Origin of the sequence: Halomonas rhizosphaerae (assembly GCF_030012485.1) — a bacterium.
Taxonomy (GTDB): Bacteria; Pseudomonadota; Gammaproteobacteria; order Pseudomonadales; family Halomonadaceae; genus Halomonas; species Halomonas rhizosphaerae.
On the sequence record NZ_JASCQQ010000023.1, the window covers coordinates 24,957 to 47,365 of the forward strand.

Consider the following 22,409-nt stretch of genomic DNA (forward strand, 5'->3'; position numbering starts at 1 on the left):
TAGATAACATATGGATAAGCATATATTCTGATCGACAAATCTCCTCCTGCTTGTCGCGAGGCTTTCCATGTCGGAATCCAACCCCGCTTCCTCCTCCTTCTCCGGACGCCTGATCGACCTTGCCAGGGAGCACCCCGACCAGATTCGCTGGCTCGGTGCCGTAGTGGGCATCTTCCTGCTGATCTACTTCCTGCCGGCCGGCACGGCGCGCTTCGACAACGCCGTGCTGGAGGGCATCCGGCTGACCCACTGGTACGCCCAGGAGCATGTGATCCTCTGCCTGCTGCCGGCCTTCCTGATCGCCGGCGCCATGGCCGCCTACCTGAGCCAGGGCGCGGTGATGCGCTACCTGGGCCCGGCGGCGCCCAAGCCGGTGGCCTTCGGCATGGCCTCGGTGTCGGGGATGCTGCTGGCGGTCTGCTCCTGCACCGTGCTGCCGCTGTTCGGTGGCATCTACCGGCGCGGCGCGGGCCTGGGACCGGCGGTGGCCTTCCTCTACTCGGGGCCGGCGATCAACGTCATGGCGGTGGTGGTCACCGCCAAGGTACTGGGCCTGGAACTGGGCCTGGCGCGGGCCATCGGCGCCATCGTCTTCGCGGTGGTGATCGGCGTGATCATGCACCTGATCTATCGCCGCGAGGAGCTGGCGCGCAGCCAGCAAAATGCTCGCGGCTTCGACGCCGACGACGACGGTCGCCCGCTGGGCCAGGTAGTGGCCTTCTTCGGCCTGATGATAGGCATCCTGGTATTCGCCAACTGGGCCGCGGCCGACAGCCCTACCTGGATGGCTATCCACGCCTGGAAGTGGCAGATCACCGCGGTGCTTGGCGGGCTCTTCGCCCTGCTGCTGATGCGCCGCTGGGGCTGGCCGCTGCGCCAGGTGGCGGTGCTGGTCGGCGCCGTGGTGCTGGCCGCCCTGCTGGTGCCCAACGTACCGGAGCTGGCCTTCGCGGTGGGCATCATCGGCATCATGCTGATCGCCACCCTGCGCGACGACGACCGCGAGTGGGCCGAGCAGAGCTGGGACTTCACCAAGCAGATCATGCCGCTGCTGCTGGTCGGTGTGTTCGTGGCCGGCCTGCTGCTGGGGCGTCCCGGCGAGGAGGGACTGATCCCCTCCGAGTGGGTGGTGATGGCGGTGGGCGACAACGGTTTCCCGTCCACCTTCCTGGCCTCGCTGCTGGGCGGCTTCATGTACTTCTCGACCCTCACCGAGGTGCCGATCGTCCAGGGGCTGATCGGCAACGGCATGGGCAAAGGCCCGGCGCTGGCGCTACTGCTGGCCGGCCCCGCGCTGTCGCTGCCCAACATGCTGGTCATCCGTACCATCATGGGTACCCAGAAGACCCTGGTCTACTGCACGCTGGTGGTGGTCATGGCGACCCTGACCGGCTATCTCTACGGCCAGCTGTGGCCTTGACGCCCAGCATTCCCCAACTCGACGACTCCCGCAGGAGAGCACCATGAAACTGAGCATCTACGGCAAGGGCTGCAAGAAGTGCGAGCAGCTGACCGCCAACGCCCAGCAGGCCGCCGAGGCCCTGGGCCTCGCGGTGGAGATCGAGAAGGTCACCGACATGAACGCCATCATCGACAAGGGGGTGATGCGCACCCCGGCACTGGGCATCGACGGCGAGGTGGTACTCGAAGGCAAGGTCGCCAGCCCCGAGGAGCTCGAGGCACTGCTGAAGGCCTGAGCCCGCTAGCCTTCGAGAATCGACCGGCAGCGGACTGCCTGACCTGTGTGAGGTGCCGGCCCCTTGACCCGGGCGGCGGCGCCATCTCACCTTTCAGGCGGTGCTGGGTCATCCACCAGTCCTGCGGCCCGCAGCCGCTCCCTCAGGCGCTGGTTCTCCTCGATCAGGTCGGCGGCCAGGGCGGCGAGTTCGGGCGCTGCCTCGAAGTCACGTTCCAGCTGACGCATCCGTCGGGCACGGGTCAGGTCACGACTGGTGAAGCGCCAACTCGCCACATAGGGCGAACCATCGGCCAGCAGGCCGCTCTCGATGCGCTCGACCACCCAATCGGTTTCCACCGAGCAGGCGCGCGCCAGATCCTCGAGGGTCAGGGTCGCCTCGTCGATCAGTTCGCCGCTGACGATACGCTGCTGCTCCATCTCCTAGCCTCCCCTCCGTTGGCGCGGATCGAACGCGAGTTCATGCGCCATGGTCTTGTAGAGTTCCCGTGCCTTGTCGGTATCGGCCGGGGGCAGCACCACCTCGAGCTCCACATACAGATCCCCCGGCTCCGGCCCAGGAATACCCCGCCCCTTCAGGCGCAAGCGGCGACCGGTCTGTGACCCGGCAGGCACCTTGAGCTTCACCGCCCCCGAGGGAGTCGGGGTTTCGATGCTGGCTCCCAGAGCGGCCTCCCAGGGGGTCACCGGCACCGTTTGATACACATCCCGCCCCTCGACCCGATAACGCGAATCCGGCGTGAAGTGGATCTCCAGATAGAGGTCACCCGCCGGGCCACCGCCGACACCCGGGCTGCCCTGCCCCGAGAGGCGGATGTGCTGGCCCTCCTTCACGCCCCTGGGGATACGCACGCTCAGGGTGTGGTCCCGGGAGACCACACGTCCTTGCGCGTCGACCTGGGGCACTTGCAGGGTGATCGCCCGGGTCGCGCCCTGGAAGGCGTCCGCCAGGTCGATGAAGACCTTGGCGTGGCGATCCTCCCCGCGCATCTGATAGCCGCGTCTGCCTCGCCCTGCCCGGCCACCCTGGCCGAACAGGTTGGCGAAGAAGTCGCTGAACTCACCGAGGTCGGCCTCCTCGAAACCACGACCGCTGTATTCGAAGCCCGCATCCCAGTCCGGCGGCGGCTGGAAATCCTGGCCCGACCGATACTGCTGAGCCAACTGGTCATAGGCGAGACGCTTCTCCGGATCGGTCAGCACCGCCTTGGCCTCATTGATCTCCTGCATACGCTGTTCGGCTTCGGGCTCCTTGCTGACATCGGGATGAAACTTGCGCGCCAGCTTGCGGTAGGCCTTCTTGATTTCCTCGGCCGTCGCGGTCTTCGCCACCCCGAGCACCTGGTAGTAATCCTTGAATTCCACTGATGAAAGCTCCGACAGATGCCATGACCTTTCACAAGCGCGATAACACGGGGGTCACACTTGAAAGGCTCCAGCAGTATGATGCAAGGCTAGTCGAAAATGGCCGAGAAAAATGGAAAGCCCGTCGTGGAAGGAAGAGTGAACGCCGGCTTCGCCTCAACACATGGCCAGGCGACGATCGGGCCGATTGCCCATGCCGGCCAGACGATGCTGTAAAAGGGCCAGGCGATCGGCGTGGCCCTGCTGAGCGGCCTTCAGCACGTTCTCTATCCAGTCGGGCAGCGCCGACGCCAGGCGGTAGTAGACCCACTGACCTTCTCGGCGGTCGCTGAGCAGGCCGCAGTTACGCAATTGGGCCAGGTGACGCGATACCTTGGGCTGGGATTCCTCCAGGGCATGGGTCATCTCGCAGACGCACAGTTCCTCCTCGCAGCGAATCAGCAGCGTCAGCGTCAGGCGGGTGTCGTCGCCCAGGCACTTGAACAATCGAGCAGGATCAAGCTGAGTCAATGGCGTTATCCTTCGTGATCAAAACCCTACTCACTTTACGTCAAAGCGCAGCATGTCGACAGCGGCCAGCGGCTGGGTGGTCCCCAGCGTCAGGGTCAACCCGCGCAGGGGATATCGGCGCCTCATCACCTCACCGTCCCGTGGCCTCCCGCGGCAGCGCCAGGGCCATCAGCGCGCTGGCCGCCACCAGGGCGGACGAGATCCACAGGCAGGCGGTCAGGCCGTAGACCTGATAGACCCAGCCGGAGAGCAGGGTCCCCAGCAGGCGCCCCATGGCGTTGGCCATGTAGTAGAAGCCCACGTCCATGGAAACGCCGTCGGCGCGCGCGTAGTGAACGATCAGGTAGCTGTGCCAGCTGGAGTTGATGGCGAACAGCACGCCGAAGGCCAGCAGGCCCGCCACCAGCCAGCCGACCTCGGCCAGGGGCAGCAGCGCCAGCAGCGCCGGCAGGCCGGCAAGCGCCAGGGCCCAGGCCACAGTGACGCCCCGTGCCCCGCCCTTGACCAGGCCGGTGAGGCGCGGCGCCTGGGTCTGCACGCCGCCGTAGCCGATCACCCAGATCGCCAGCAGCCCGCCCACCGTCCAGTGGCTCCAGCCGTGCTGGTCGTAGAGAAACACCGGCAGCGCCACCACGAACCAGACGTCCCGTGAGGCGAAGAGGCACAGCCTTGCCGCCGAGAGCACGTTGATGGCCCGCGACTTCGAGAACACCTCGCTGAACCTGGGCTTGCGCTTCTGGCGGCCCAGGTCGGCCTTGAGCCGGGCCAGCGACAGGGCGAGTACCGCCACCAGCATCACCGCCATGGCGATCACCGCACCACGGAAGCCGATCAGCGACAGCAACACCCCGCCGAGGAAGAAGCCCGCCCCCTTGAGGGCGTTCTTGGACCCGGTGAGGATCGCCACCCAGCGGTAGAGGGCACTGCCGGCGCTGGGGCTGTCCCTGGGCACCAGCACCTTGACCGCGCTCTTGGCGCTCATCTTGTTGAGGTCCTTGGCAATGCCCGAGAGTGCCTGGGCCGCCATCACCCAGGGCACGGTCAGCGCCGCGGCGGGCACCATCAGCATGCAAAGCGCCACGATCTGCAGCGCAAGCCCCGCGTTCATGGTGCGGTTGAGCCCCAGGCGGGCGCCCAGCCACCCCCCCACCAGGTTGGTGACCACCCCGAAGGCCTCGTAGAAGAGGAACAGCAGCGCCACCTCGAGCGGCGAGTAGCCCAGCTGGTGGAAGTGGAGCACCACCAGCATGCGCAGGGCGCCGTCGGTCAGGGTGAAGGCCCAGTAGTTGCCGGTGATCAGCAGGTACTGACGTACCTCGAAGGGCAGCGACTTGAGTCGTGTGCTGAGCGATTCAACCACGCCCCACCTTCATGGCCAGCTCGGCGGTGCGGTTGGCGTAGCCCCATTCGTTGTCGTACCAGGCGTAGAGCTTGAGCTGGGTGCCGTTGATCACCATGGTGGAGAGCGCATCGATGATCGCGCTGCGCGGGTCGGTGCGGTAGTCGATGGAGACCAGCGGGCGCTCTTCATAGCCCAGGATGCCGGCAAGCTCGCCCTCGGCGGCGGCCTTGAGCGTCGCGTTGACCTCCTCCACGGTCACCTCACGCTCGAGCTCGAAGACCATGTCGGTGAGCGAGGCGTTGGCCAGCGGCACGCGGATGGCGTGGCCATTCAGTTTGCCAGTAAGCTCCGGGAAGATGGCGGTGATCGCCTTGGCCGAGCCGGTGGTGGTGGGGATCAGGCTCATGCCGCAGGCGCGGGCCCGGCGCAGGTCCTTGTGCGGGGCATCGAGGATCGTCTGGGTGTTGGTGATGTCGTGCACCGTGGTCATGGAGCCGTGGCGGATGCCGTAGGTCTCGTGGATCACCTTGACCACCGGTGCCAGGCAGTTGGTGGTGCAACTTGCGGCGGTGACGATGCGATGGAGGTCCGGGTCGTACTTGTCGTCGTTGACGCCCACCACCACGTTGAGCACGCCCTCCTCCTTCACCGGCGCGCTGACCACCACCCGCTCGACGCCCTGGTCCAGGTAGGCCTGAAGCGCCTCCGTTGTCTTCATCTTGCCGGAGCACTCGATGGCCACCTGACAGCCGGACCAGTCGCCCTCGTCCAGCGCCCTGTGCGCGCTGAAGGCGATGCGGTGGCCATCGATGACGATGGCATCGGCCTCGGCCTGGATGCCCTGCCCCGGCGACCACTGGCCGTGGACCGAGTCGAACTCCAGCAGGTGGGCGAAGGTGGCGGCATCACCGCCCGGGTCATTGATGCGCGAAAGCTCGACCTCGCCCGCCGCGACGCGGGGCCAGAGGCTGCGCAGCACCAGGCGGCCGATGCGCCCGAAGCCGTTGATGCCGATACGTAGGGTCATGTTGCTCTCCGGATGAAAGAAAATGGGGGGGTTGCCGACCCCTCAGGCCTGATCGTCGCGGGCCTTGATCTGCAGCCACAGCGAGAGGCGGTGACGAATCTCGTTGAGGGCCTGCTCGTAGGCATCGGCACGACCGATCAGGCGCGGGTCGCGAATATCCCAGTAGAGGTGCTCGTCGCTTTCGCCCTGCCAGTCGCGGCAGGCCTGCTGGGCCTTGTCGCACAGCACGACGACGGCGTTGAAATGTTCGCCGGCGAAGTCGTCCAGTGACTGGCTGGCCAGCCCCTCGGTGGAAATCCCCTGCTTCTTCAATGCCGCCAGGGTCATCGCGGCGGGGGTATCAGGCTCACTGCCCGCGCTGTAAGCCTCGAACCGGTCGCCGGCCATATGGCGCAGCAGCGCCTCGCCCATCAGCGAGCGGGCAGCATTGGCATTGCAGAGAAAGAGCACGCGCTGTTTGGCCATGGAAGAGGCTCCTGAATATATGGAATTTCATATATAACAGCGCCAGATGTCAATCTGGTGACAGCCATCAAGGGGCGATAAAGACGCCCGACACGGCCAGCAGCGCCACCACGGCCCAGGCGGGCAGCTGCCAGCGCACCAGCAGCAGGAAGCCAGCCAGGGCCAGCGCGAACTGCTCGGGCCCGAGGATGACGCCGGTCCAGAGCGGGTCGTAGAGCGCGACGCCCAGGATGCCCACCACGGCGGCATTGGCGCCGCGCATCGCCGATTGGGCGCTAGCCCGGTGGCGCAAGGTCTCCCAGAACGGCATCACGGCCACCAGCAACAGCAATCCCGGCACGAAGATGGTGACCAGTGCCAGGGCGGCGCCAGGGAGCCCGCCGGGTCCGACGCCCATCACGCTGCCCAGATAGGCCGCGAAGGTGAACAAGGGGCCAGGCACCGCCTGGGCGGCGCCATAACCGGCCAGGAAGGACGCCGGCGAGACCCAGCCCGACTGCACCACCTCGGCCTCGAGCAGCGGCAGCACCACGTGCCCCCCGCCGAACACCAGGGCCCCGGCCCGGTAGAAGGCATCCAGCAGGTCGAGCGTCGACGAGGCGGTGGCGAGGTCCAGCAGCGGCAATCCCCCCAGCAGCAACAGGAAGACCACCAGGGCAAGGCCACCGGCCCGATGGGACACCGGCAGCGCCAGCGGCGCTGGAGGAGTATCCCCGCCGCCGCGGCGACACAGCGCCAGGCCGGCCAGCGCCCCCGCCAGGATCGCCATCACCTGGCCCAGGGGACCACCCACCAGCACCACGCTGAAGACCGCGGCCAGCGCGATGCCCGCGCGACGCCGGTCCGGGCAGAGGCCCTGCGCCATGCCCCAGACGGCCTGGGCGACGATGGCCACCGCCGCCACCTTGAGGCCGTGGACCAGCCCCGCGCCAACGGGGCCGTCGAACAGGCTCGCGCCCAGGGCGAAGGCCACCAGCAGCAACGCCGACGGGAGGGTGAAGGCCAGCCAGGCCAGGGCGGCGCCCCAGGGCCCGGCCCGCAGCAGGCCGAGGGCGAAACCCACCTGGCTGCTGGCCGGCCCGGGCAAGAACTGGCAGAGCGCCACCAGGTCGGCATAGTCCCGCTGGCCGAGCCAGTGCCGACGCGTCACGAACTCGTGGCGAAAGTAGCCCAGGTGCGCGACGGGGCCACCGAACGAGGTCAGGCCCAGCAGCAGGAAGGCCTGGAAGACCTCCCGGCGTCGGCCTCCATGGGCTGGCGAGCGGGTCATGGCCGGGGCTCGTCCACGCTCAGCCGTAGCGGCCGGTGATGTAGTCTTCCGCCTTCTTGGTGGCCGGGTTGGCGAACATCGTCCGGGTGTCGTTGTACTCGATGATCTCGCCGAGGTGGAAGAAGGCCGTGTAGTCGGCCACCCGCGCCGCCTGCTGCATGTTGTGGGTCACGGTGATGATGGTGAACTGCTGCTTGAGCTTGTCCATCAGGTCCTCAATGGTCGCCGTGGAGATCGGGTCCAGCGCCGAGGTGGGCTCGTCCATGAGGATCACATCGGGCTGCACGGCGATGGCGCGGGCGATGCACAGGCGCTGCTGCTGGCCACCGGAGAGCGACGTGCCCGGCTGGTGCAGCTTGTCCTTGACCTCCTCCCACAGGCCGGCGTCGCGCAGCGCCTTCTCCACCAGTTCGTCCTGCTCCGGCTTGCGGCTCACCAGGTCGTGCATGCGCGGCGCATAGACGACATTGTCGTAGATCGACTTGGGAAAGGGATTGGGCTTCTGGAAGACCATGCCCACCCGGCGGCGCAGGGCCACCTCGTCCATCTTGGCGGCATTGACGTCGCGGCCGTCCATTTCCACCAGCCCCTCGATTCGCACGCTGGGGATCAGGTCGTTCATGCGATTCAGGCAGCGCAGGAAGGTGGACTTGCCGCAGCCCGAGGGCCCGATCAGGGCCGTGATGTTCTTCTGGTAGACATCGATGTTGATGTTCTTCAACGCCTGGCTCTGGCCGTACCAGAGGCTGAGGTCGCGGACGCGAATGCTCAGCTCGTGGTGGGCGTCGGTATTGCGGGTCACCGGCTGGCCGGGTTCGGGACGGGAGCTTTCGTGACGTGACATCGGCGCGGTACTCCGCTCGGCAACGTGAATGTTCATCTGTGGATACCCTGTAACGTAGCGTGGCCTACCAGCGGCGCTCGAACTTCTTGCGCAGGACGACGGCGGTGGCGTTGAGGAAGATCAGGATCGCCAGCAGCACCAGGATCCCCCCGGCGGTCTTCTCGACGAAGGCCTGCTCCGGCTCCCCCGCCCAGGTGAAGACCTGCGCCGGCAGCACGGTGGCGGCCTGGGTGAAGGAGGCGCCCACGTCGGGGATGAAGGCCACCATGCCGACGATGATCAGCGGTGCGGTCTCGCCCATGGCCTGGGCCAGGCCGATGATCGAGCCGGTCATGATCCCCGGCATGGCCAGCGGCAGCACGTGGTCACGCACCACCTGCCAGCGCGAGCAGCCGACGCCGAAGGCGGCGTGGCGAATCGAGTCCGGCACGCTGCGCAGCGCCGTGCGGGTGGCGATGATGATCACCGGCAGGGTCATCAGCGCCAGGGTCATGCCGCCCACCAGCGGCGAGGAGCGCGGCACCCCGAAGAAGTTGATGAAGATCGCCAGGCCCAGCAGGCCGAACAGGATCGAAGGGATCGCCGCCAGGTTGTTGATGTTGATCTCGATGATCTGGGTCAGGCGGTTGTCCGGGGCGAACTCCTCCAGGTAGACCGCCGTCATCACGCCGATGGGAAAGGCGATCGCCAGCGTCACCAGCATGGTCATCACCGTGCCCACGGCGGCGGCCATGATGCCGGCACGCTCGGACATCTTGGAGTCACCCTCGGTGAAGAAGGTGGTATTGAACTTCAGGGCCACCTGGCCGCTCTCGACCTTCTCGTCGACCGCTTGCCGTTCGGCCTCGCTGAGCTTGTTGCGGTTGCCCTTGAGGTACTGGTCCACCTCGCCGTTGGCCAGTACCCAGCGGGTCTCGGAGGTGCCCAGCAAGTCGGGGTCGTCACGCAGCATGCCCGGTATCAGGCGCTCGAAGCTGCGGCTGACGATCTTGGCATCCTCGGGCTCCATGGCGGCACGCCCCATGCGGGTCGCGTCCTCGTTGTACGTCAGTTCCACTTCCACATAGGTCTGCTGGAAGGCCGGCAGCCCCTTGTTGAGCATGTCGGCGAAGAACAGTACCAGGAACAGGCCGGCGAGCCCCAGGGCCCCCATGGAGATCCACTTCAGCCGCGACGACTGGCGGTGGCGGCGGCGCAGCTGGGCGCTGATGTCGTCGAAGGATTGACTCATCTCGGCGATTCCTCGGCGTTACAGGTTGTTGACGCGATACTTCTCGCGGAAGCGGCGGATCATGAGCACCGACACCAGGTTCAGGCTCAGCGTGACGGTAAACAGCACCAGGCCCAGGGCGAAGGCGGAGAGGGTCTCGGCACTCTCGAACTCCAGGTCGCCGGTCAGCGCCGCGACGATGCGCACCGTCACCGTGGTCATGTCCTCCAGCGGGTTGGCGGTCAGGTTGGGCCGCATGCCCGCCGCCATCACCACGATCATCGTCTCGCCCAGCGCCCGCGAGACCGCCAGCAGCGAGGCGGAGATGATCCCCGGGAGGGCCGCGGGAATGACCACGTCGCGGATGGTCTCGCCCTTGGTCATGCCCAGCGCCAGGGAACCCTGACGCATGCTGTCCGGCACCGCATTGATCACGTCGTCGGAGAGCGAGGAGATGAAGGGGATGATCATGATGCCCATCACCAGCCCGGGCGCCACGGCATTGTTGAAGGAGGCATCCAGCCCGAAGAAGCCGGCGACGTCGACGATGATCGGGGCCACCGTGATGGCGGCGAAGAAGCCATAGACCACGGTGGGAATGCCGGCCAGCACCTCGAGGGTCGGCTTGGCCAGGGTGCGCACCCGACGCGGGGCGAACTCCGCCATGTAGATGGCCGAGAGCAGGCCCACGGGGATCGCCACCAGCATGGCGATGGCCGTGATCATGAAGGTGCCGGCGAACAGCGGCACCGAGCCGAACTGAGCGGCGCTGCCCGCTTCGTCGCCTCGCCCGGCGGCGGCCAGGAAGCTGGCGCCGGGGTTCCAGACGGTCCCGGTGATGAAGTCCCAGAAGCTGTGCATCTGGAAGAAGCGCAGCGCCTCGAAGACGATGGAGAAGAGGATGCCGAAGGTGGTGAAGATCGAGATCATCGCCGCGGCGACCAGCACCCAGCGAATCACCCGCTCGATGGCCTGGCGGGCGTGAAAGTCGGGCTTCACCTGGCTCATGCCCACCAACAGGCCGATGGCGGCGATCACCAGACTGCCGGCCAGCAGGTAGAGGGTGGGGATATCGGCGCCCAGCAGCAGCATCAGCAAGGCCCCGATGGCGCCCACGGTGATCGCCGGGCCGGCGGTGGCGAGCACGGCAAACCAGGCGTACTGATCGGGCTGGGCATACATGGCCGTGCCCGTGGCGCGCACCCGCGCGGCCTTGGCACGACCCAGGAAGAAGGCTATCAGACCCAGCAGCAGCAGGACGCCGCTGAACATGGCGAGGAGTTGGTTGGTCTGCATAGGTCTCTCTCGGTGGATAACGACGGCAGCGTGCCTGCCAGAACGTGCGACGGCCGGCAGCCGTAGGCTGCCGGCCGGATCAGGCGTCCATGCCCATCGGGGTGTTACTTGAGGTCGCTGACCTCGAGCTTAGCCCGATTTTCAACCTTTTCACGGGTCTGCTCGCGCTCGGCTTCCGGCAGCGGGATCAGGCCCAGGTCACCCAGATAGCCACCCTCGCCGATCATGGTCTCGGAGACGAACATGTCCACGTAGTCGTACAGCGGCGGTACCTCCTCGGCGTGCTGGTTCTTGACGTAGAACCACAGCGAGCGGGCGATCGGGTAGTCCCCGGCGCTGATCGCCTCGGACTCCGGCTCCACGCCATCGATGGCGGTGCCGACCAGGGTATCGGGATTCTCGACCAGGAAGGAGTAGCCGAAGATGCCGAAGGCATCGGTGTCTTCGCTCAGGCGCTGGACGATCAGGTTGTCGTTCTCGCCGGCATCGATATAGACGCCGTCGGAACGAATGTCAGTGTAGGCCTCGCCACCGTAGGCCTCCATTTCCTCCGACGGGACTTCCATGGCGAGCTCCTCGAAGGCGTCACGGGTACCGGAGGTGCTGGGCGGGCCGTAGATGGAGATCTCGCGATCCGGCAGGGAGGCGTCGATCTCGCTCCAGTTGGTGTAGGGGTTGTCGACCAGCTCGCCATCGACCGGCACCTTGGCCGCCACGGCCAGGAACAGCTGCTCGAGGGTCAGCTCGATGGCCTCGTTGGTGCTGGACTGGGCGAAGACGATGCCGTCGGAACCGATCTTGACCTCGGTGACATCGGTCACGCCGTTCTCGAGGCAGCGCTCCAGCTCGGAGGCCTTGATGCGGCGGGAAGCATTGGAGATGTCCGGAGTGCCCTCGCCTACGCCGTTACAGAACAGGCGGATACCGCCGCCAGAGCCGGTAGACTCGATGACCGGCGTCGGATACTCGGTCACCGCGCCGAACTCCTCGGTCACATAGCTGGCGAACGGGTAGACGGTGCTGGAACCGACGATACGGATCTGGTCGCGGGCGTGGGCCACGGTGGCCACGCCCATGACGGCGGCGGCGATAGCAGTGGTCTTGAGGATGCGATTCATGGAGCGGTCTCCTGATGAGGACAGTGTGCAACCTTCACGGGTGACACCTTGCCCCAGACAGATGACAGCTTCATGACAGCCACACAGCCGCTTCCCATCTGCCGAGCAGGATGCACCCGCTACGATGCATACCCTGCCCCAGGGAGATGACACCCGCGTGACAGGATTCTTCCGCTGGACGACGCGGGAAAGCGTCGGGATGACGCTCAGGACTCGCTATCGTCTGCGGCCGCGTCAGGCGTGGCCTCTCGCCCCGCCAGTAGACGGATGCCCAGATTGGCCGCCAGCGAGGCGCCGAGCATGGTGCCCACCATCGGCCAGGCGCTGTCCACCTCGAAGGCGCCGACCAGCACCCCGGCCAGGGCGCCGCTGGAGAATTGCAGGCTGCCCTGCAGGGCGGCGGCGGTGGCGCTCATATGGTGGAAACGGTCGAGCAGCGAGGTGATGGCATTGGGGGCAATCAGGCCGATGGTCCCGGCGAACAGCATGATCAGTGGCACCATGGTGGCGAGCGACTCGAGCCCGGTGGCCACCACCAGCGCGAGTCCGATTCCGGCGGCCAGTTGGATACCCAGCCCCAGGCGCAGGTTCTGCAGGGGGGTGCGCCACCTCAGCAGGCGGATATTGAGGCGATTGCAGGCCACCATGACCACCACGTTGACGCCGAACACCAGCGGATAGAGCGACGGCGTCAGGCCGAAGTGCTCCAGATAGAGGAACGGCGAGGCGGTGACGAAGGCGAACAGCCCGGCGAAGGACATCGAGGCGGCGGCGATGAAGCCCATGGCCCGACGATCTCGAAGCACGCTGGCATAGTTGGCCAGCACTCGGGCCGGCGTTGCCGCGGAACGGCCGGGCGGTCGCGTCTCGGGCAGCCGGGTGCCCAGCAGCCACATCAGGAAACCGGCATAGGCGGCAAGGAACACGAAGATCAGCCACCAGTCGGCGAGATAGAGCAGCCCGCTGCCCACCACCGGCGCCACCAGTGGCGCCATCAGCATGATGATGGCCATGGTCGACATCACCTTGGCGGCTTCCCGGCCCTTGAAACAGTCGCGCACGATGGCCGCCGAGTTGACGACGGTAGCGCCACCGCCCAGCGCCTGGACGAAGCGCCAGCCCAGCAGCTCCCACAGCGAACTCGAGGTGGTGATCACCAGGCTGGCCAGCAGGAAGACCACCAGCCCACCCAGCAGCACCGGCTTTCGCCCCACCCGATCGGATACCGGGCCGAACACCAGCTGGCCCAGGGCAAAGCCGGCCAGGAAGGTGGAGAGCGACAGCTCCGTGTGATGGATGCTCGCGCCGATATGCTCGGCGATCGCCGACATGGCCGGCAGGTAGGCATCGATGGCGAAGGGCGCCAGGGCCGTATTGGCGGCCACCAGCAGCGCCACGCGTCGGGGGTTCAGGGTCAAGGCACCTCCATGGCAGGAACCGGTCAAACAGATAGTGGGCTAATGATACCCGAAACCCCGGCCCCTGCCTCGGCCGTCTATATTCGGCCACCTGGCCTTGCTAGAGTGACCCCCACGACAACCGGAGGGATCCCGCCATGGCAGATGACCTGCTTTCACAACTCAAGACCATGACCACCGTGGTCGCCGACACCGGTGACCTCGAGGCGATTCGCCGCTTCGAGCCCACCGATGCCACCACCAACCCGTCTCTCATCCTCCAGGCGGCCCAGCAGGAGGCACGCCGTGCGCGGCTGGCCGAGATTGCCCGCCATGCGACCGACATCGACGATGCGCTGGACGCGGTGGCCGTGGAGATCGGCAGCGAAGTCAGCGCCCTGATCCCGGGCTTTGTCTCCACCGAGGTCAGTGCCCGCCTCTCCTTCGACACCGACGCCACCCTGGCGCGGGCCCGCTCGCTGATCGAGCGCTACGGGCGACACGGCGTCGGTCCCGAGCGCATCCTGATCAAGGTGGCGGCCACCTGGGAAGGCATCCGTGCCGCCCGGATCCTCGAGCGCGAAGGCATCCACACCAACCTCACCCTGCTGTTCAGCTTCGCCCAGGCCCGGGCCTGCGCGGATGCCGGCGTCACCCTGGTCTCACCCTTCGTCGGCCGGATCCTCGACTGGCACAAGGCGCATGAGCCCGACGCCGACTTCAGCGGCGACCGCGACCCGGGCGTGCAGTCCGTCAGGCGCATCTACGAGCACTTCAAGGGGCATGGCTACGACACCATCGTGATGGGCGCGAGCTTCCGCAACGCCGGCGAGATCATCGCCCTGGCCGGCTGTGACCGCCTGACCATCTCGCCCAAGCTGCTGGAAGAGCTGGCCGGCACCACCGGCAACCTGGAGCGTCGGCTCACGCCGCTGGATGCCGAGACCGGCGCCCCGGAGCCCCAGGACGAGGCGGAGTTCCGCTGGGAGATGAACGAGGATGCCATGGCCACCGAGAAGCTGGCGGAGGGCATCCGCAAGTTCATGGCCGACCAGCGCAAGCTGGAGGCGCTGCTGGGAGAACTTCGGAAGGGCTGACGGACCGGCACCGGCGAGGCCCCGGTCAGTGGTCGTGCGAGGCGGCCTCCTGGGCCTCGAGCATCTCGACGAGCGGCTGGAACTCCTCGCGATTATGCTCGTTCAGGCGCATCAGTATGCGGTGCGCCTCGAGAACCCGCCGGCGGGTCTCTTCGACGTCGGTGGGAACCTCGGGGAGGTCGCAGAGCTCACAGGTCTCGGTGATCGGTGTCTCCACCAGCGTGAAGATGCGCGAGAATCCCATGACATCGAGCATCCGCCGGACATCCGGATTGTCGGCGATGATGGTCGGTCGCTCGGTGACACGCCCCTGCACCGCCATCGCCACCTTGGCGAGAAAGCCCAGGGCGGTGGAATCCACGTTGGTGGTATCGCGCAGGTCGATGATCAGCGTCTCGAGGCCCGGGGTCTCGGCCAGCTGCGTGGCCTGGCGGTCCAGGGTGGCACAGAGCGTCAGGCGCACGTCCCCGCACAGCTTCAGGACGAAGACCCCGGAATCGAACGCCGCCTTGATGCGGCCTTCATGATTTATCATTGCCAAATCCGCTCACCATCATGATCGTCAGGTCGTCTGGCAGTTCCTCGTGCCCCGGGGCGCTCTCGGCGACGCTTTCATCATCGTCCGCCAATGCGCCCAGTGCAAGACTGCCACGTAGGTCCTCCAGCGTCTCGCTGGCCAGGACCCGCCGCTCGAGTTCCCTGAGCCGTAGATCAAGCGTGTCGCCCGGCAGACACTCCAATATTCCATCCGAACACAGCCACAACCGGAAGTTCTCCGGCAGCTCGCAGCCCAGCCGCGGATAGTCGACTCCCGGAAAGAGACCGACCGGCATGCCCTCACCGGGCAGCGGCGTCACCTCCCCGTCGGTCACCAGCAGGGGCATGGGCAACTGAGCGCCCAGCGAATAGTGGAGATAACGACGTTGATGGTCAATGACCCCGACGAAGAGGGTCGCATGCTTGCCGATGCCGGCATCCAGCAGTTCGCGGTTGAGCGCCGCCAGCCAGCGTGGCGCCAGATCTTCGGGATCCTCGCCGTCCCACTCGTGCTGCCAGTGATTGGAGAGATACTTCAGCAGCACGGTGACGAAGGCCGAGGACGCCCCGTGCCCCGAGACATCGGCAAAATAGAACAGGCTGTAGCGCTCATTGAAGGCCTGGAAATCGAGGAAATCCCCGGAGAGGTAGAGCGAAGGCGCCAGCCAGTAGTCGAACGTGACATCGTTCAGGGTCTGCGGCCTCGGCGGCAGCAGCTTGCGCTGGATCTGCCCGCCGGCCTGCTGATCGAGGCGCAGCATCGCCAGGTGGGTCTCGAGGCTCTCGTTGAGCTCCTCCAGGTCCTCGTTGAGCTGGGCCAGGCGAGCGCGGTCATGCTCCCGCTCCGCGGCCAGGCGATGGACCTCGATGGCCTTGCCGATCATTCGCCGCAGCAGGGACCCATGGCGCAGCGGGTCGATGATGTAGTCCACCAGGCCGGCATCGACGGCGCGCAGCAGGTCGGCATCCTGGCGCTCGTCACTGACCACCAGCGTCGGCAGGCGTTCGGCGAGCCGCGTCCACTCGCCGCGGGGCACCGCCCTGGCATGTGCCACGATAAGGGCAGTGTCCGGGGGGAGTCCCTCGATGCTGTCGGCGGCATACACCGCCAGGCCGTCACGGGCGATGGTCTCGGCCAGGGCATCGCGCTCCGGCCCCGGCACGTCGATCACCCCGATCAGTTGCTTGGCTGGTGGCATGCTGTCATGGCCTCATTCGGCGAAGGCGTCATCGAAGTCGGCATCATCGAAGTCGAACTCCTCGCTGGCGAAGGGATCCTCGCCCTGTTCGCCATCGCTGACCTCGAAGCGGCGCTGCTGCAGCCAGGTATCGCGGATGAAGCTGTAGCGGTCGCCGCGGATCAGCGCCTCCTGGTCGAGCAGCCCGGCCCGGGCATCGATCACCCTCAGGGCGGTGAGGCTCATGCGCACCTCGTCATCCTCCACGTAGGTGGTCGGATAGGTGTACATGTCCACCGGCAGGCCGGCGGTATCGCGCACCGTGCTCGGGCCGAGCAGCGGCAGCACCAGGTAGGCCCCTTCTCCCACGCCCCAGGTACCGAGCGTCTGGCCGAAGTCCTCCTCGCGCCCGGTGACCTCCATCCGCGAGGCGACATCGAACAGCCCGCCGATGCCGACCGTGCTGTTGATCAGGAAGCGACCGGTGGCCACGCTGGCATTGGTGCCCTTGCCCTGCAGCAGGCTGTTGAGCGCGGTGCGCGGCTCCCCCAGGTTGGAGAAGAAGTTGCCGACGCCGGTCTCCACCGGGTCCGGGGTGATGAAGCGATAGCCCCGGGCGAGCGGTTTGAGCGCGTAGCGGTCGACCACGTCGTTGAAGGCGAACACCTTGCGGTTGAAACCCTCCCAGGGGTCGTCGGGGTTTCGCTCGCGCACCTCGCCGCTGGAGGCGCATCCTGCGGTGGCCACCAGCAACAACGCCAGCGCCCCGCGCCCGACCCATCTCGTCAGACCCTGTCTCATCGGCTTGCTCGCCTCCCAGCGGTTCCCTGTCATGACGCTCATTGGCGACGCACCACCACACTGCCGGCACTGTATCCCGCGCCGAAGGAACAGACCACCCCGAGTGCGCCGCGTGGCAGGTCGTCCCGATGCAGGTGAAAGGCGATGATCGAGCCCGCCGAGCTGGTGTTGGCGTAGCGATCGAGGATGATCGGCGCCTGTTCGGGGCTCGGATCATGGCCCAGCACGCGCCGGGCGATGAGGTCGTTCATGTGGCGGTTGGCCTGATGCAGCCAGAGCCGCGACAGGTCGCCGCCGGTAAGCTCGAGGCTCGCCAGGTGATCGGTGATCAGCGCCGCCACCAGCGGACAGACCTCCTTGAAGACCCGCCGGCCCTCCTGGACGAAGAGCTTGTCGATGGCCTGCGGGTCGCTGTCGGTGACCCGGTTGAGGAAGCCGGCGTTGTTGCGGATGGCGTTCGAGAAGCGCGTCACCAGGCGCGTGCCGAGGATCTCGAAGCGTTCCTCGGCCGTGGCCACCTCCTCGCTCTCCAGCACGATGGCGGTGCAGGCATCACCGAAGATGAAGTGGCTGTCGCGATCCCGGAAGTTGAGGTGCGCCGAGCAGATCTCCGGGTCGACCACCAGTGCACGCTTGACGCTGCCGGCGCGAATGGCATTGGCGGCGGTCTCGATGGCAAAGGTCGCCGAACTGCAGGCGACGTTCATGTCGAAGGCGTAGCCGCCCGCACCGAGCGCATCCTGGAGCTCCACCGCGACGGCCGGATAGGGCCGCTCCAGGTTGGAACAGGCGACGATGACCAACTCGATATCCGTGGCCTCGACGCCCGCCGCGTCGAGGGCGTCGCGCGACGCGGCCAGGCCCATCTCGCACTGGAGGGAAGGCACGTCATTGCCGCGCTCCGGCAGCCGGGGACGCATCCGCGCGGGATCGAGGATACCCTCGGCATCGAGCACGTAACGGCTGTGGATGCCCGAGGCCTTGACGATGAACTCGGTACTGGAGTGCGGCAGTGGCTCACGCTCACCGGCGGCGATGGCGTCGGCATGGCGCGCGTTCTCGGCGTCCACCCAGGCGTTGAACGAGGCCACCAGGGCCGCGTTGTCGATGGCGTGCGGCGGGGTGAAGAGCCCCGTGCCGGTGATCACCACTTGGCTCATGCGTGTCTCCCTGTGAGTTCTGTCCAGCGCTTCTCGAGGCGCTTGGTGGAGACCGGGAACTTCGTGCCCAGCTGCTGGGCGAAGAGCGAGACCCGCAGCTCCTCGATCCACCAGCCGAACGCCACCAGCGCCGGGTCCTCCACGCCGCCGCGTCGCTCGCTCTCGCGGCGCGCGGCCAGGCGGGCCTCGAAGTCCTGGACCTCCTGCATGTGCATCTGGTCGCGCATGCGCTCCCTCGGCGCCTTCTCCAGGCGGGTCAGCGCCGCTTCCATGTAGCGGGGGTACTCCTCGAGCCACTCCCCGGCCTCGCTGACGAAACCGGGATGCACCAGCCGCTGCATCTGGGCCTTGAGGTCACTGTAGACCAGCGCCAGGGCCAGGTTCAGCTGTCCCTTGAGCGCCTTGGTCACGGCCAGGTGCCCCTTGAGCGCCTGCTCCAGCGTAGCCACCAGGGTCTCCGCCCGGGGCAGCAGCGCGTCGCGTCGCGCCTCGAGGCGCTGCTCCAGCTCGTTTCGAGAGCGCGGCAGCGGGTCGGTGGCTACCACCTGGCGGAACACCGCTGCCACCACGTCCTCGACGAGCTCTCGCTTGCTGCCGACCCTGGCGAACAGCAGCGCACAGGTCTCGAGGCCCTTGAGGCGTTCGATGGCCCGCACCTGGTCGGGCAGGCGCTCCATGGCCGCCCTGACCACGCCGCGGCGATGGGCCTCGCGGGCCTTGTCGGGATGGTCGAAGAGCTCGACCCGGAAGGCCTCCTTGGCGGGCACCAGCGCCGGGTAGGCCTCCACCCGGATGCCGGCCTGGGTGGTGACCCGGGACTCGGGCAATGGCGTCTCGGGCAGGGCCTCGAGCTCGCCTTCGCTGCTGGCCTGCTCGGCCAGGGCTCGGGCGCCCTCCCCCGCGGCGGCCTCGAAGCGGCGCTCCAGTTCGCGAGCGTCGCGGCCCTGGCCCAGGGTACGGCCCTGGTGGTCCACCACCCGCAGGTTCATCACCAGGTGCGGTTCCAGCTGGTCGAGGCGCCAGTCATCGGGGTGGAGGCGCACCCCGGTCCGGCGGCGAAGGAACTCGCCCAGCGCCTCGGTGAGCGGCACGTCGTCCGGCGTCATGGTCTCGAGGGCGGCGTCGACCCAGTCGGGAATCGGCACCACCTGGCGGCGTACCGCCTTGGGCAGCGACTTCATCAATGCGATGCACTTCTCGCGCAGCAGGCCCGGGACCAGCCACTCGAGCCGCGCCAGGGGCAGCTGGGGCAACATGGCCGCCGGCACGGTGAGCGTCACGCCATCGTCTGCCGCCCCGGGCTCGAAGTGGTAGGAAAGCGGATAGCGCACCCCACCCAGCACCAGCTCGTCGGGGTAGTCGGCCTCGGTGACCTCCCCGGCCTCCCGGGCCAGCAGGGCCGCGCGGTCGAACTTCAGGATGTCGGGGTTCTCGCGCTCGGCCTTCCGACGCCAGGCCTCGAAGCCCTTGCCGTTGACGATCTCCTCGGGGATGCGCTCATCGTAGAAGGCGAACAGGGTCTCCTCGTCGACCAGGATATCGCGCTTGCGGGCGCGGTCCTCGAGGTCCTCGACCTCCTCCACCAGTGCCCGGTTGTGGGCGAAGAACGCGCCACGGGTCTTGAATTCGCCCTCCACCAGCGCCCGGCGGATAAAGAGCTCTCTCGACTGTGCCGGATCGATCGGACCGAAATGTACCTTGCGTCCGGCGACGATCGGCAGGCCGAAGAGCGTGACCTGTTCGGTGGCGACCACCTGGGCGCGCTTCATCTCCCAGTGCGGTTCGGCATAGGCGCGCTTCACCAGATGGCCGGCCAACGGCTCGATCCACTGGGGCTCGATCCTGGCCACGGTACGGGCGAAGAGCCGGCTGGTCTCGACCAGCTCGAAGGCCATCAGCCACTTGGGGGACTTCTTGGCCAGCCCCGACCCCGGATGGATGACGAACTTGCGGTTGCGGGCCCCCAGGTACTCGCGATTCTCGGTGGCGAGCCCCAGGTGCGAGAGCAGCCCGGTGAGCAGGGCCTGATGCAGAGCCACGGCACTCTCGCGGCGGGCCTCCTGGCGGGCCTTGTCGTCCCTGTCCGGCTCATCGGCGGCCGGCCGCGGGGCCGGCGGGGGCACCTCGATCTCCATGTCGCGCAGCAGCTGGCGCAGCTGGCGAAAGGTGTCGTGCCACTCGCGCAGGCGCAGGTAGTTGAGGTAGTGCTCCTTGCACCAGCGCCGCAGCCGATTGCCGGAGAGCGCCTCCCGGGCGGCCTCGAAGCCGTTCCAGAGGTTGAGCAGGGCCACGAAGTCGGAGTCCGGGTCCTGCCAGCGGCGGTGGGCCTGGTCGGCGGCCTGGCGCTTGTCGGCCGGCCGGTCGCGGGGGTCTTGCACCGCCAGGCCGGCGACCACGATCAGCACCTCGCGCAGCCCCCCCTGCTCGGCGCCCGCCAGCACCATGCGCGCCAGGCGAGGGTCGATGGGCAGCCGCGCCAGCTTGCGCCCCAGCGGGGTCAGGCGACTGTTTCCGTCCACCGCGCCCAGTTCGAACAGCAGCCGGAAGCCATCGGTGACGAAGCGCGAATCCGGCGGATCGACGAAGGGGAAGGCCTCGATGTCACCGAGCTTCAGCGACAGCATCGAGAGGATCACCGAGGCCAGGTTGGTACGGCGGATCTCGGGGTCGGTGAACGCGGGCCGGGCGAGGAAGTCCTCCTCGTCGTAGAGGCGGATGCAGACCCCTTCGGCTACGCGCCCGCAGCGGCCCTTGCGCTGGTTGGCGCTGGCCTGGCTGACCGGCTCCACCGGCAGGCGCTGGATCTTGGCCTTGTAGCTGTAGCGGCTGAGACGCACGAGCCCCGGGTCGATGACGTAGCGGATCCCCGGCACGGTGAGCGAGGTCTCCGCCACATTGGTGGAGAGCACGATGCGCCGCCCCGCATGGGGGGCGAAGACGCGGTTCTGCTCGGCATTGGAGAGTCGCGCGTAGAGCGGCAGGATCTCGGTGCCCGTGAGGTCGGCGCGGCGCAGGGTATCGGCAGTCTCGCGGATCTCGCGCTCGCCGGGCAGGAACACCAGGATGTCGCGTGGGCCATGGAACCAGCGCTGGTCCCGCTCGACCTGCTCGATCTCCTCCACGGCGTGGAGGATCCCCTCCTGCAGGGTACGATCCTCCTCGTCATCGTCATCGCGCACCAGCGGCCGGTACCGCACCTCGACCGGGTAGGTGCGCCCGGAGACCTCCACCACCGGCGCCGGCCGGACTCGCCCCTGGCCGTCCGGGCGCCCGAAGTGCTCGGCGAAGCGGACCACGTCGATGGTCGCCGAGGTGATGATCACCTTGAGGTCGGGACGCCGTGCAGTGAGGCGCTTGAGGTAGCCGAGCAGGAAGTCGATGTTGAGGCTGCGCTCGTGGGCCTCGTCGATGATGATGGCCTCGTAGCCCATCAGGTCCGGGTCGTGGCGGGTCTCGGCGAGCAGGATACCGTCGGTCATCAGCTTGATCAGGGTGTCGTCGCTGCTCTGGTCGGTGAAGCGCACCTGGTAGCCCACCTGCTCGCCCAGCGGTACCTGGAGCTCCTCGGCGAGGCGACTGGCCACCGAGCGAGCCGCCAGGCGCCGCGGCTGGGTGTGACCGATCAGCCCGCGGCGCCCCAGGCCCAGCTCCAGGCAGAGCTTGGGCAACTGGGTGGTCTTGCCCGAGCCGGTTTCGCCGGCCACCACCACCACCTGATACTCGCGCAGGGCCTCGAGGATGTCCTCCCGACGCTCCGCCACCGGCAGCGATGGCGGGTACTCGAGGGTCACCGGCCGCGCCCGGCGACGTTCCACCTGCTGCCGCGAACGCTCGAGCGCGCGTCGCACCTCGGCGAGGCCGCGATCCACGGGCTTGCCCTCCCTCAGGCGACGGCGCAGCCCGCGCAGGCGCTTGTCCAGGGTCGGGACGTCGCGGCGCAGGGCGTCGGCGAGGTCGCGGGTCAGGGCGTCTAGCTCGGCGGCATGCTGGACATTCGCCGCGGGGGCCTGGCGGGTCTCGGCGGTCACGGTCTCGACAATCGTCTCCGGGTCACGGTCATCAACAAAACGGCCCGCCCGGGTCGTCCGGAGCGGGC

20 protein-coding genes are annotated in these 22,409 nt (G+C 67.5%); 3 read left to right on the forward strand and 17 right to left on the reverse strand.

Annotation, left to right across the window (positions count from 1 at the left end; all coding sequences use genetic code 11):
• Nucleotides 1–67: 67 nt before the first annotated feature.
• Both QLQ86_RS09780 and QLQ86_RS09785 read left to right on the forward strand, forming a co-directional pair.
• Nucleotides 68–1,420 carry a permease gene (locus QLQ86_RS09780; protein WP_282737117.1) on the forward strand — a complete coding sequence of 451 codons (1,353 nt, stop codon included), beginning with the start codon at nucleotides 68–70 and terminating at the stop codon, nucleotides 1,418–1,420.
• Nucleotides 1,421–1,463: 43 nt separating this feature from the next.
• The gene (locus QLQ86_RS09785) at nucleotides 1,464–1,697 is read left to right on the forward strand and encodes a thioredoxin family protein (RefSeq protein WP_282737116.1); all 234 of its coding nucleotides are present in this window, start codon (nucleotides 1,464–1,466) and stop codon (nucleotides 1,695–1,697) included.
• Between the two features lie 86 nt (nucleotides 1,698–1,783).
• On the opposite strand, the gene QLQ86_RS09790 is transcribed toward QLQ86_RS09785, so the two are convergent.
• The 12 genes from QLQ86_RS09790 to QLQ86_RS09845 form a co-directional block, all read right to left on the reverse strand.
• Nucleotides 1,784–2,116, reverse strand: coding sequence for a chaperone modulator CbpM (locus QLQ86_RS09790; protein ID WP_282816773.1), 333 nt, complete (start codon nucleotides 2,114–2,116; stop codon nucleotides 1,784–1,786).
• A 3-nt stretch (nucleotides 2,117–2,119) separates the two neighbouring features.
• The gene (locus QLQ86_RS09795) at nucleotides 2,120–3,061 is read right to left on the reverse strand and encodes a DnaJ C-terminal domain-containing protein (protein ID WP_282737114.1); all 942 of its coding nucleotides are present in this window, start codon (nucleotides 3,059–3,061) and stop codon (nucleotides 2,120–2,122) included.
• Nucleotides 3,062–3,217: 156 nt separating this feature from the next.
• Nucleotides 3,218–3,580, reverse strand: coding sequence for a metalloregulator ArsR/SmtB family transcription factor (locus tag QLQ86_RS09800; protein WP_407650078.1), 363 nt, complete (start codon nucleotides 3,578–3,580; stop codon nucleotides 3,218–3,220).
• A gap of 121 nt (nucleotides 3,581–3,701) precedes the next feature.
• The gene (gene arsJ, locus QLQ86_RS09805; RefSeq protein WP_282816774.1) at nucleotides 3,702–4,931 is read right to left on the reverse strand and encodes an organoarsenical effux MFS transporter ArsJ; all 1,230 of its coding nucleotides are present in this window, start codon (nucleotides 4,929–4,931) and stop codon (nucleotides 3,702–3,704) included.
• Nucleotides 4,924–5,940: an ArsJ-associated glyceraldehyde-3-phosphate dehydrogenase gene (locus QLQ86_RS09810; RefSeq protein WP_282737111.1), complete on the reverse strand. Its 1,017-nt coding sequence runs from the start codon at nucleotides 5,938–5,940 to the stop codon at nucleotides 4,924–4,926. The genes arsJ and QLQ86_RS09810 overlap by 8 nt, the downstream gene beginning before the upstream one ends.
• A 42-nt stretch (nucleotides 5,941–5,982) precedes the next feature.
• Nucleotides 5,983–6,405, reverse strand: a complete 423-nt coding sequence (locus QLQ86_RS09815) for an arsenate reductase ArsC (protein ID WP_282737110.1) — start codon at nucleotides 6,403–6,405, stop codon at nucleotides 5,983–5,985.
• Between the two features lie 67 nt (nucleotides 6,406–6,472).
• Nucleotides 6,473–7,675, reverse strand: coding sequence for a chromate efflux transporter (gene chrA, locus QLQ86_RS09820; RefSeq protein WP_282816775.1), 1,203 nt, complete (start codon nucleotides 7,673–7,675; stop codon nucleotides 6,473–6,475).
• 19 nt (nucleotides 7,676–7,694) lie between these two features.
• Nucleotides 7,695–8,519: a phosphate ABC transporter ATP-binding protein PstB gene (gene pstB / locus QLQ86_RS09825; protein WP_407650075.1), complete on the reverse strand. Its 825-nt coding sequence runs from the start codon at nucleotides 8,517–8,519 to the stop codon at nucleotides 7,695–7,697.
• 64 nt (nucleotides 8,520–8,583) lie between these two features.
• On the reverse strand, nucleotides 8,584–9,750 hold the full coding sequence (gene pstA, locus QLQ86_RS09830) for a phosphate ABC transporter permease PstA (protein WP_282816776.1): 1,167 nt from the start codon (nucleotides 9,748–9,750) through the stop codon (nucleotides 8,584–8,586).
• An 18-nt stretch (nucleotides 9,751–9,768) separates the two neighbouring features.
• The gene (pstC, locus tag QLQ86_RS09835; protein WP_282737107.1) at nucleotides 9,769–11,025 is read right to left on the reverse strand and encodes a phosphate ABC transporter permease subunit PstC; all 1,257 of its coding nucleotides are present in this window, start codon (nucleotides 11,023–11,025) and stop codon (nucleotides 9,769–9,771) included.
• A gap of 104 nt (nucleotides 11,026–11,129) precedes the next feature.
• Complete coding sequence (locus tag QLQ86_RS09840) at nucleotides 11,130–12,143, reverse strand: substrate-binding domain-containing protein (RefSeq protein WP_282737106.1); 1,014 nt, start codon at nucleotides 12,141–12,143, stop codon at nucleotides 11,130–11,132.
• A gap of 206 nt (nucleotides 12,144–12,349) precedes the next feature.
• Nucleotides 12,350–13,561 (reverse strand): Bcr/CflA family multidrug efflux MFS transporter, encoded by a 1,212-nt coding sequence (locus tag QLQ86_RS09845; protein WP_282816777.1) that lies wholly within the window; start codon nucleotides 13,559–13,561, stop codon nucleotides 12,350–12,352.
• 137 nt (nucleotides 13,562–13,698) lie between these two features.
• Between QLQ86_RS09845 and tal the strand changes: the two genes are divergently transcribed.
• Nucleotides 13,699–14,637: a transaldolase gene (tal, locus tag QLQ86_RS09850; RefSeq protein ID WP_282737104.1), complete on the forward strand. Its 939-nt coding sequence runs from the start codon at nucleotides 13,699–13,701 to the stop codon at nucleotides 14,635–14,637.
• A 25-nt stretch (nucleotides 14,638–14,662) separates the two neighbouring features.
• On the opposite strand, the gene QLQ86_RS09855 is transcribed toward tal, so the two are convergent.
• The 5 genes from QLQ86_RS09855 to hrpA are packed head-to-tail and all read right to left on the reverse strand — an operon-like array spanning nucleotide 14,663 to nucleotide 22,341.
• The gene (locus QLQ86_RS09855) at nucleotides 14,663–15,172 is read right to left on the reverse strand and encodes an STAS domain-containing protein (RefSeq protein WP_282737103.1); all 510 of its coding nucleotides are present in this window, start codon (nucleotides 15,170–15,172) and stop codon (nucleotides 14,663–14,665) included.
• Nucleotides 15,159–16,373: a PP2C family protein-serine/threonine phosphatase gene (locus QLQ86_RS09860; RefSeq protein ID WP_282816778.1), complete on the reverse strand. Its 1,215-nt coding sequence runs from the start codon at nucleotides 16,371–16,373 to the stop codon at nucleotides 15,159–15,161. Before QLQ86_RS09860 ends, QLQ86_RS09855 begins: the two co-directional genes overlap by 14 nt.
• 12 nt (nucleotides 16,374–16,385) lie before the next feature.
• Nucleotides 16,386–17,153, reverse strand: a complete 768-nt coding sequence (locus QLQ86_RS09865) for an MlaA family lipoprotein (protein WP_282816779.1) — start codon at nucleotides 17,151–17,153, stop codon at nucleotides 16,386–16,388.
• 38 nt (nucleotides 17,154–17,191) lie between these two features.
• Entirely contained in the window at nucleotides 17,192–18,313 is a 1,122-nt protein-coding gene (locus QLQ86_RS09870; RefSeq protein WP_282816780.1) for a beta-ketoacyl-ACP synthase III, read from the reverse strand.
• Nucleotides 18,310–22,341, reverse strand: coding sequence for an ATP-dependent RNA helicase HrpA (gene hrpA, locus QLQ86_RS09875; protein WP_407650077.1), 4,032 nt, complete (start codon nucleotides 22,339–22,341; stop codon nucleotides 18,310–18,312). Before hrpA ends, QLQ86_RS09870 begins: the two co-directional genes overlap by 4 nt.
• Between the last annotated feature and the right edge of the window lie 68 nt (nucleotides 22,342–22,409).

Excerpts from the sequence above, each read along its gene's own strand:
- QLQ86_RS09780 (WP_282737117.1), top strand. The coding sequence starts at position 68 with ATGTCGGAATCCAACCCCGCTTCCTCCTCCTTCTCCGGACGCCTGATC.
- QLQ86_RS09785 (WP_282737116.1), top strand. The coding sequence starts at position 1,464 with ATGAAACTGAGCATCTACGGCAAGGGCTGCAAGAAGTGCGAGCAGCTG.
- QLQ86_RS09790 (WP_282816773.1), bottom strand. The coding sequence starts at position 2,116 with ATGGAGCAGCAGCGTATCGTCAGCGGCGAACTGATCGACGAGGCGACC.
- QLQ86_RS09810 (WP_282737111.1), bottom strand. The coding sequence starts at position 5,940 with ATGACCCTACGTATCGGCATCAACGGCTTCGGGCGCATCGGCCGCCTG.
- QLQ86_RS09815 (WP_282737110.1), bottom strand. The coding sequence starts at position 6,405 with ATGGCCAAACAGCGCGTGCTCTTTCTCTGCAATGCCAATGCTGCCCGC.
- chrA (WP_282816775.1), bottom strand. The coding sequence starts at position 7,675 with ATGACCCGCTCGCCAGCCCATGGAGGCCGACGCCGGGAGGTCTTCCAG.
- pstB (WP_407650075.1), bottom strand. The coding sequence starts at position 8,519 with ATGTCACGTCACGAAAGCTCCCGTCCCGAACCCGGCCAGCCGGTGACC.
- pstA (WP_282816776.1), bottom strand. The coding sequence starts at position 9,750 with ATGAGTCAATCCTTCGACGACATCAGCGCCCAGCTGCGCCGCCGCCAC.
- pstC (WP_282737107.1), bottom strand. The coding sequence starts at position 11,025 with ATGCAGACCAACCAACTCCTCGCCATGTTCAGCGGCGTCCTGCTGCTG.
- QLQ86_RS09840 (WP_282737106.1), bottom strand. The coding sequence starts at position 12,143 with ATGAATCGCATCCTCAAGACCACTGCTATCGCCGCCGCCGTCATGGGC.
- tal (WP_282737104.1), top strand. The coding sequence starts at position 13,699 with ATGGCAGATGACCTGCTTTCACAACTCAAGACCATGACCACCGTGGTC.
- QLQ86_RS09855 (WP_282737103.1), bottom strand. The coding sequence starts at position 15,172 with ATGATAAATCATGAAGGCCGCATCAAGGCGGCGTTCGATTCCGGGGTC.
- QLQ86_RS09860 (WP_282816778.1), bottom strand. The coding sequence starts at position 16,373 with ATGCCACCAGCCAAGCAACTGATCGGGGTGATCGACGTGCCGGGGCCG.
- QLQ86_RS09865 (WP_282816779.1), bottom strand. The coding sequence starts at position 17,153 with ATGAGACAGGGTCTGACGAGATGGGTCGGGCGCGGGGCGCTGGCGTTG.
- QLQ86_RS09870 (WP_282816780.1), bottom strand. The coding sequence starts at position 18,313 with ATGAGCCAAGTGGTGATCACCGGCACGGGGCTCTTCACCCCGCCGCAC.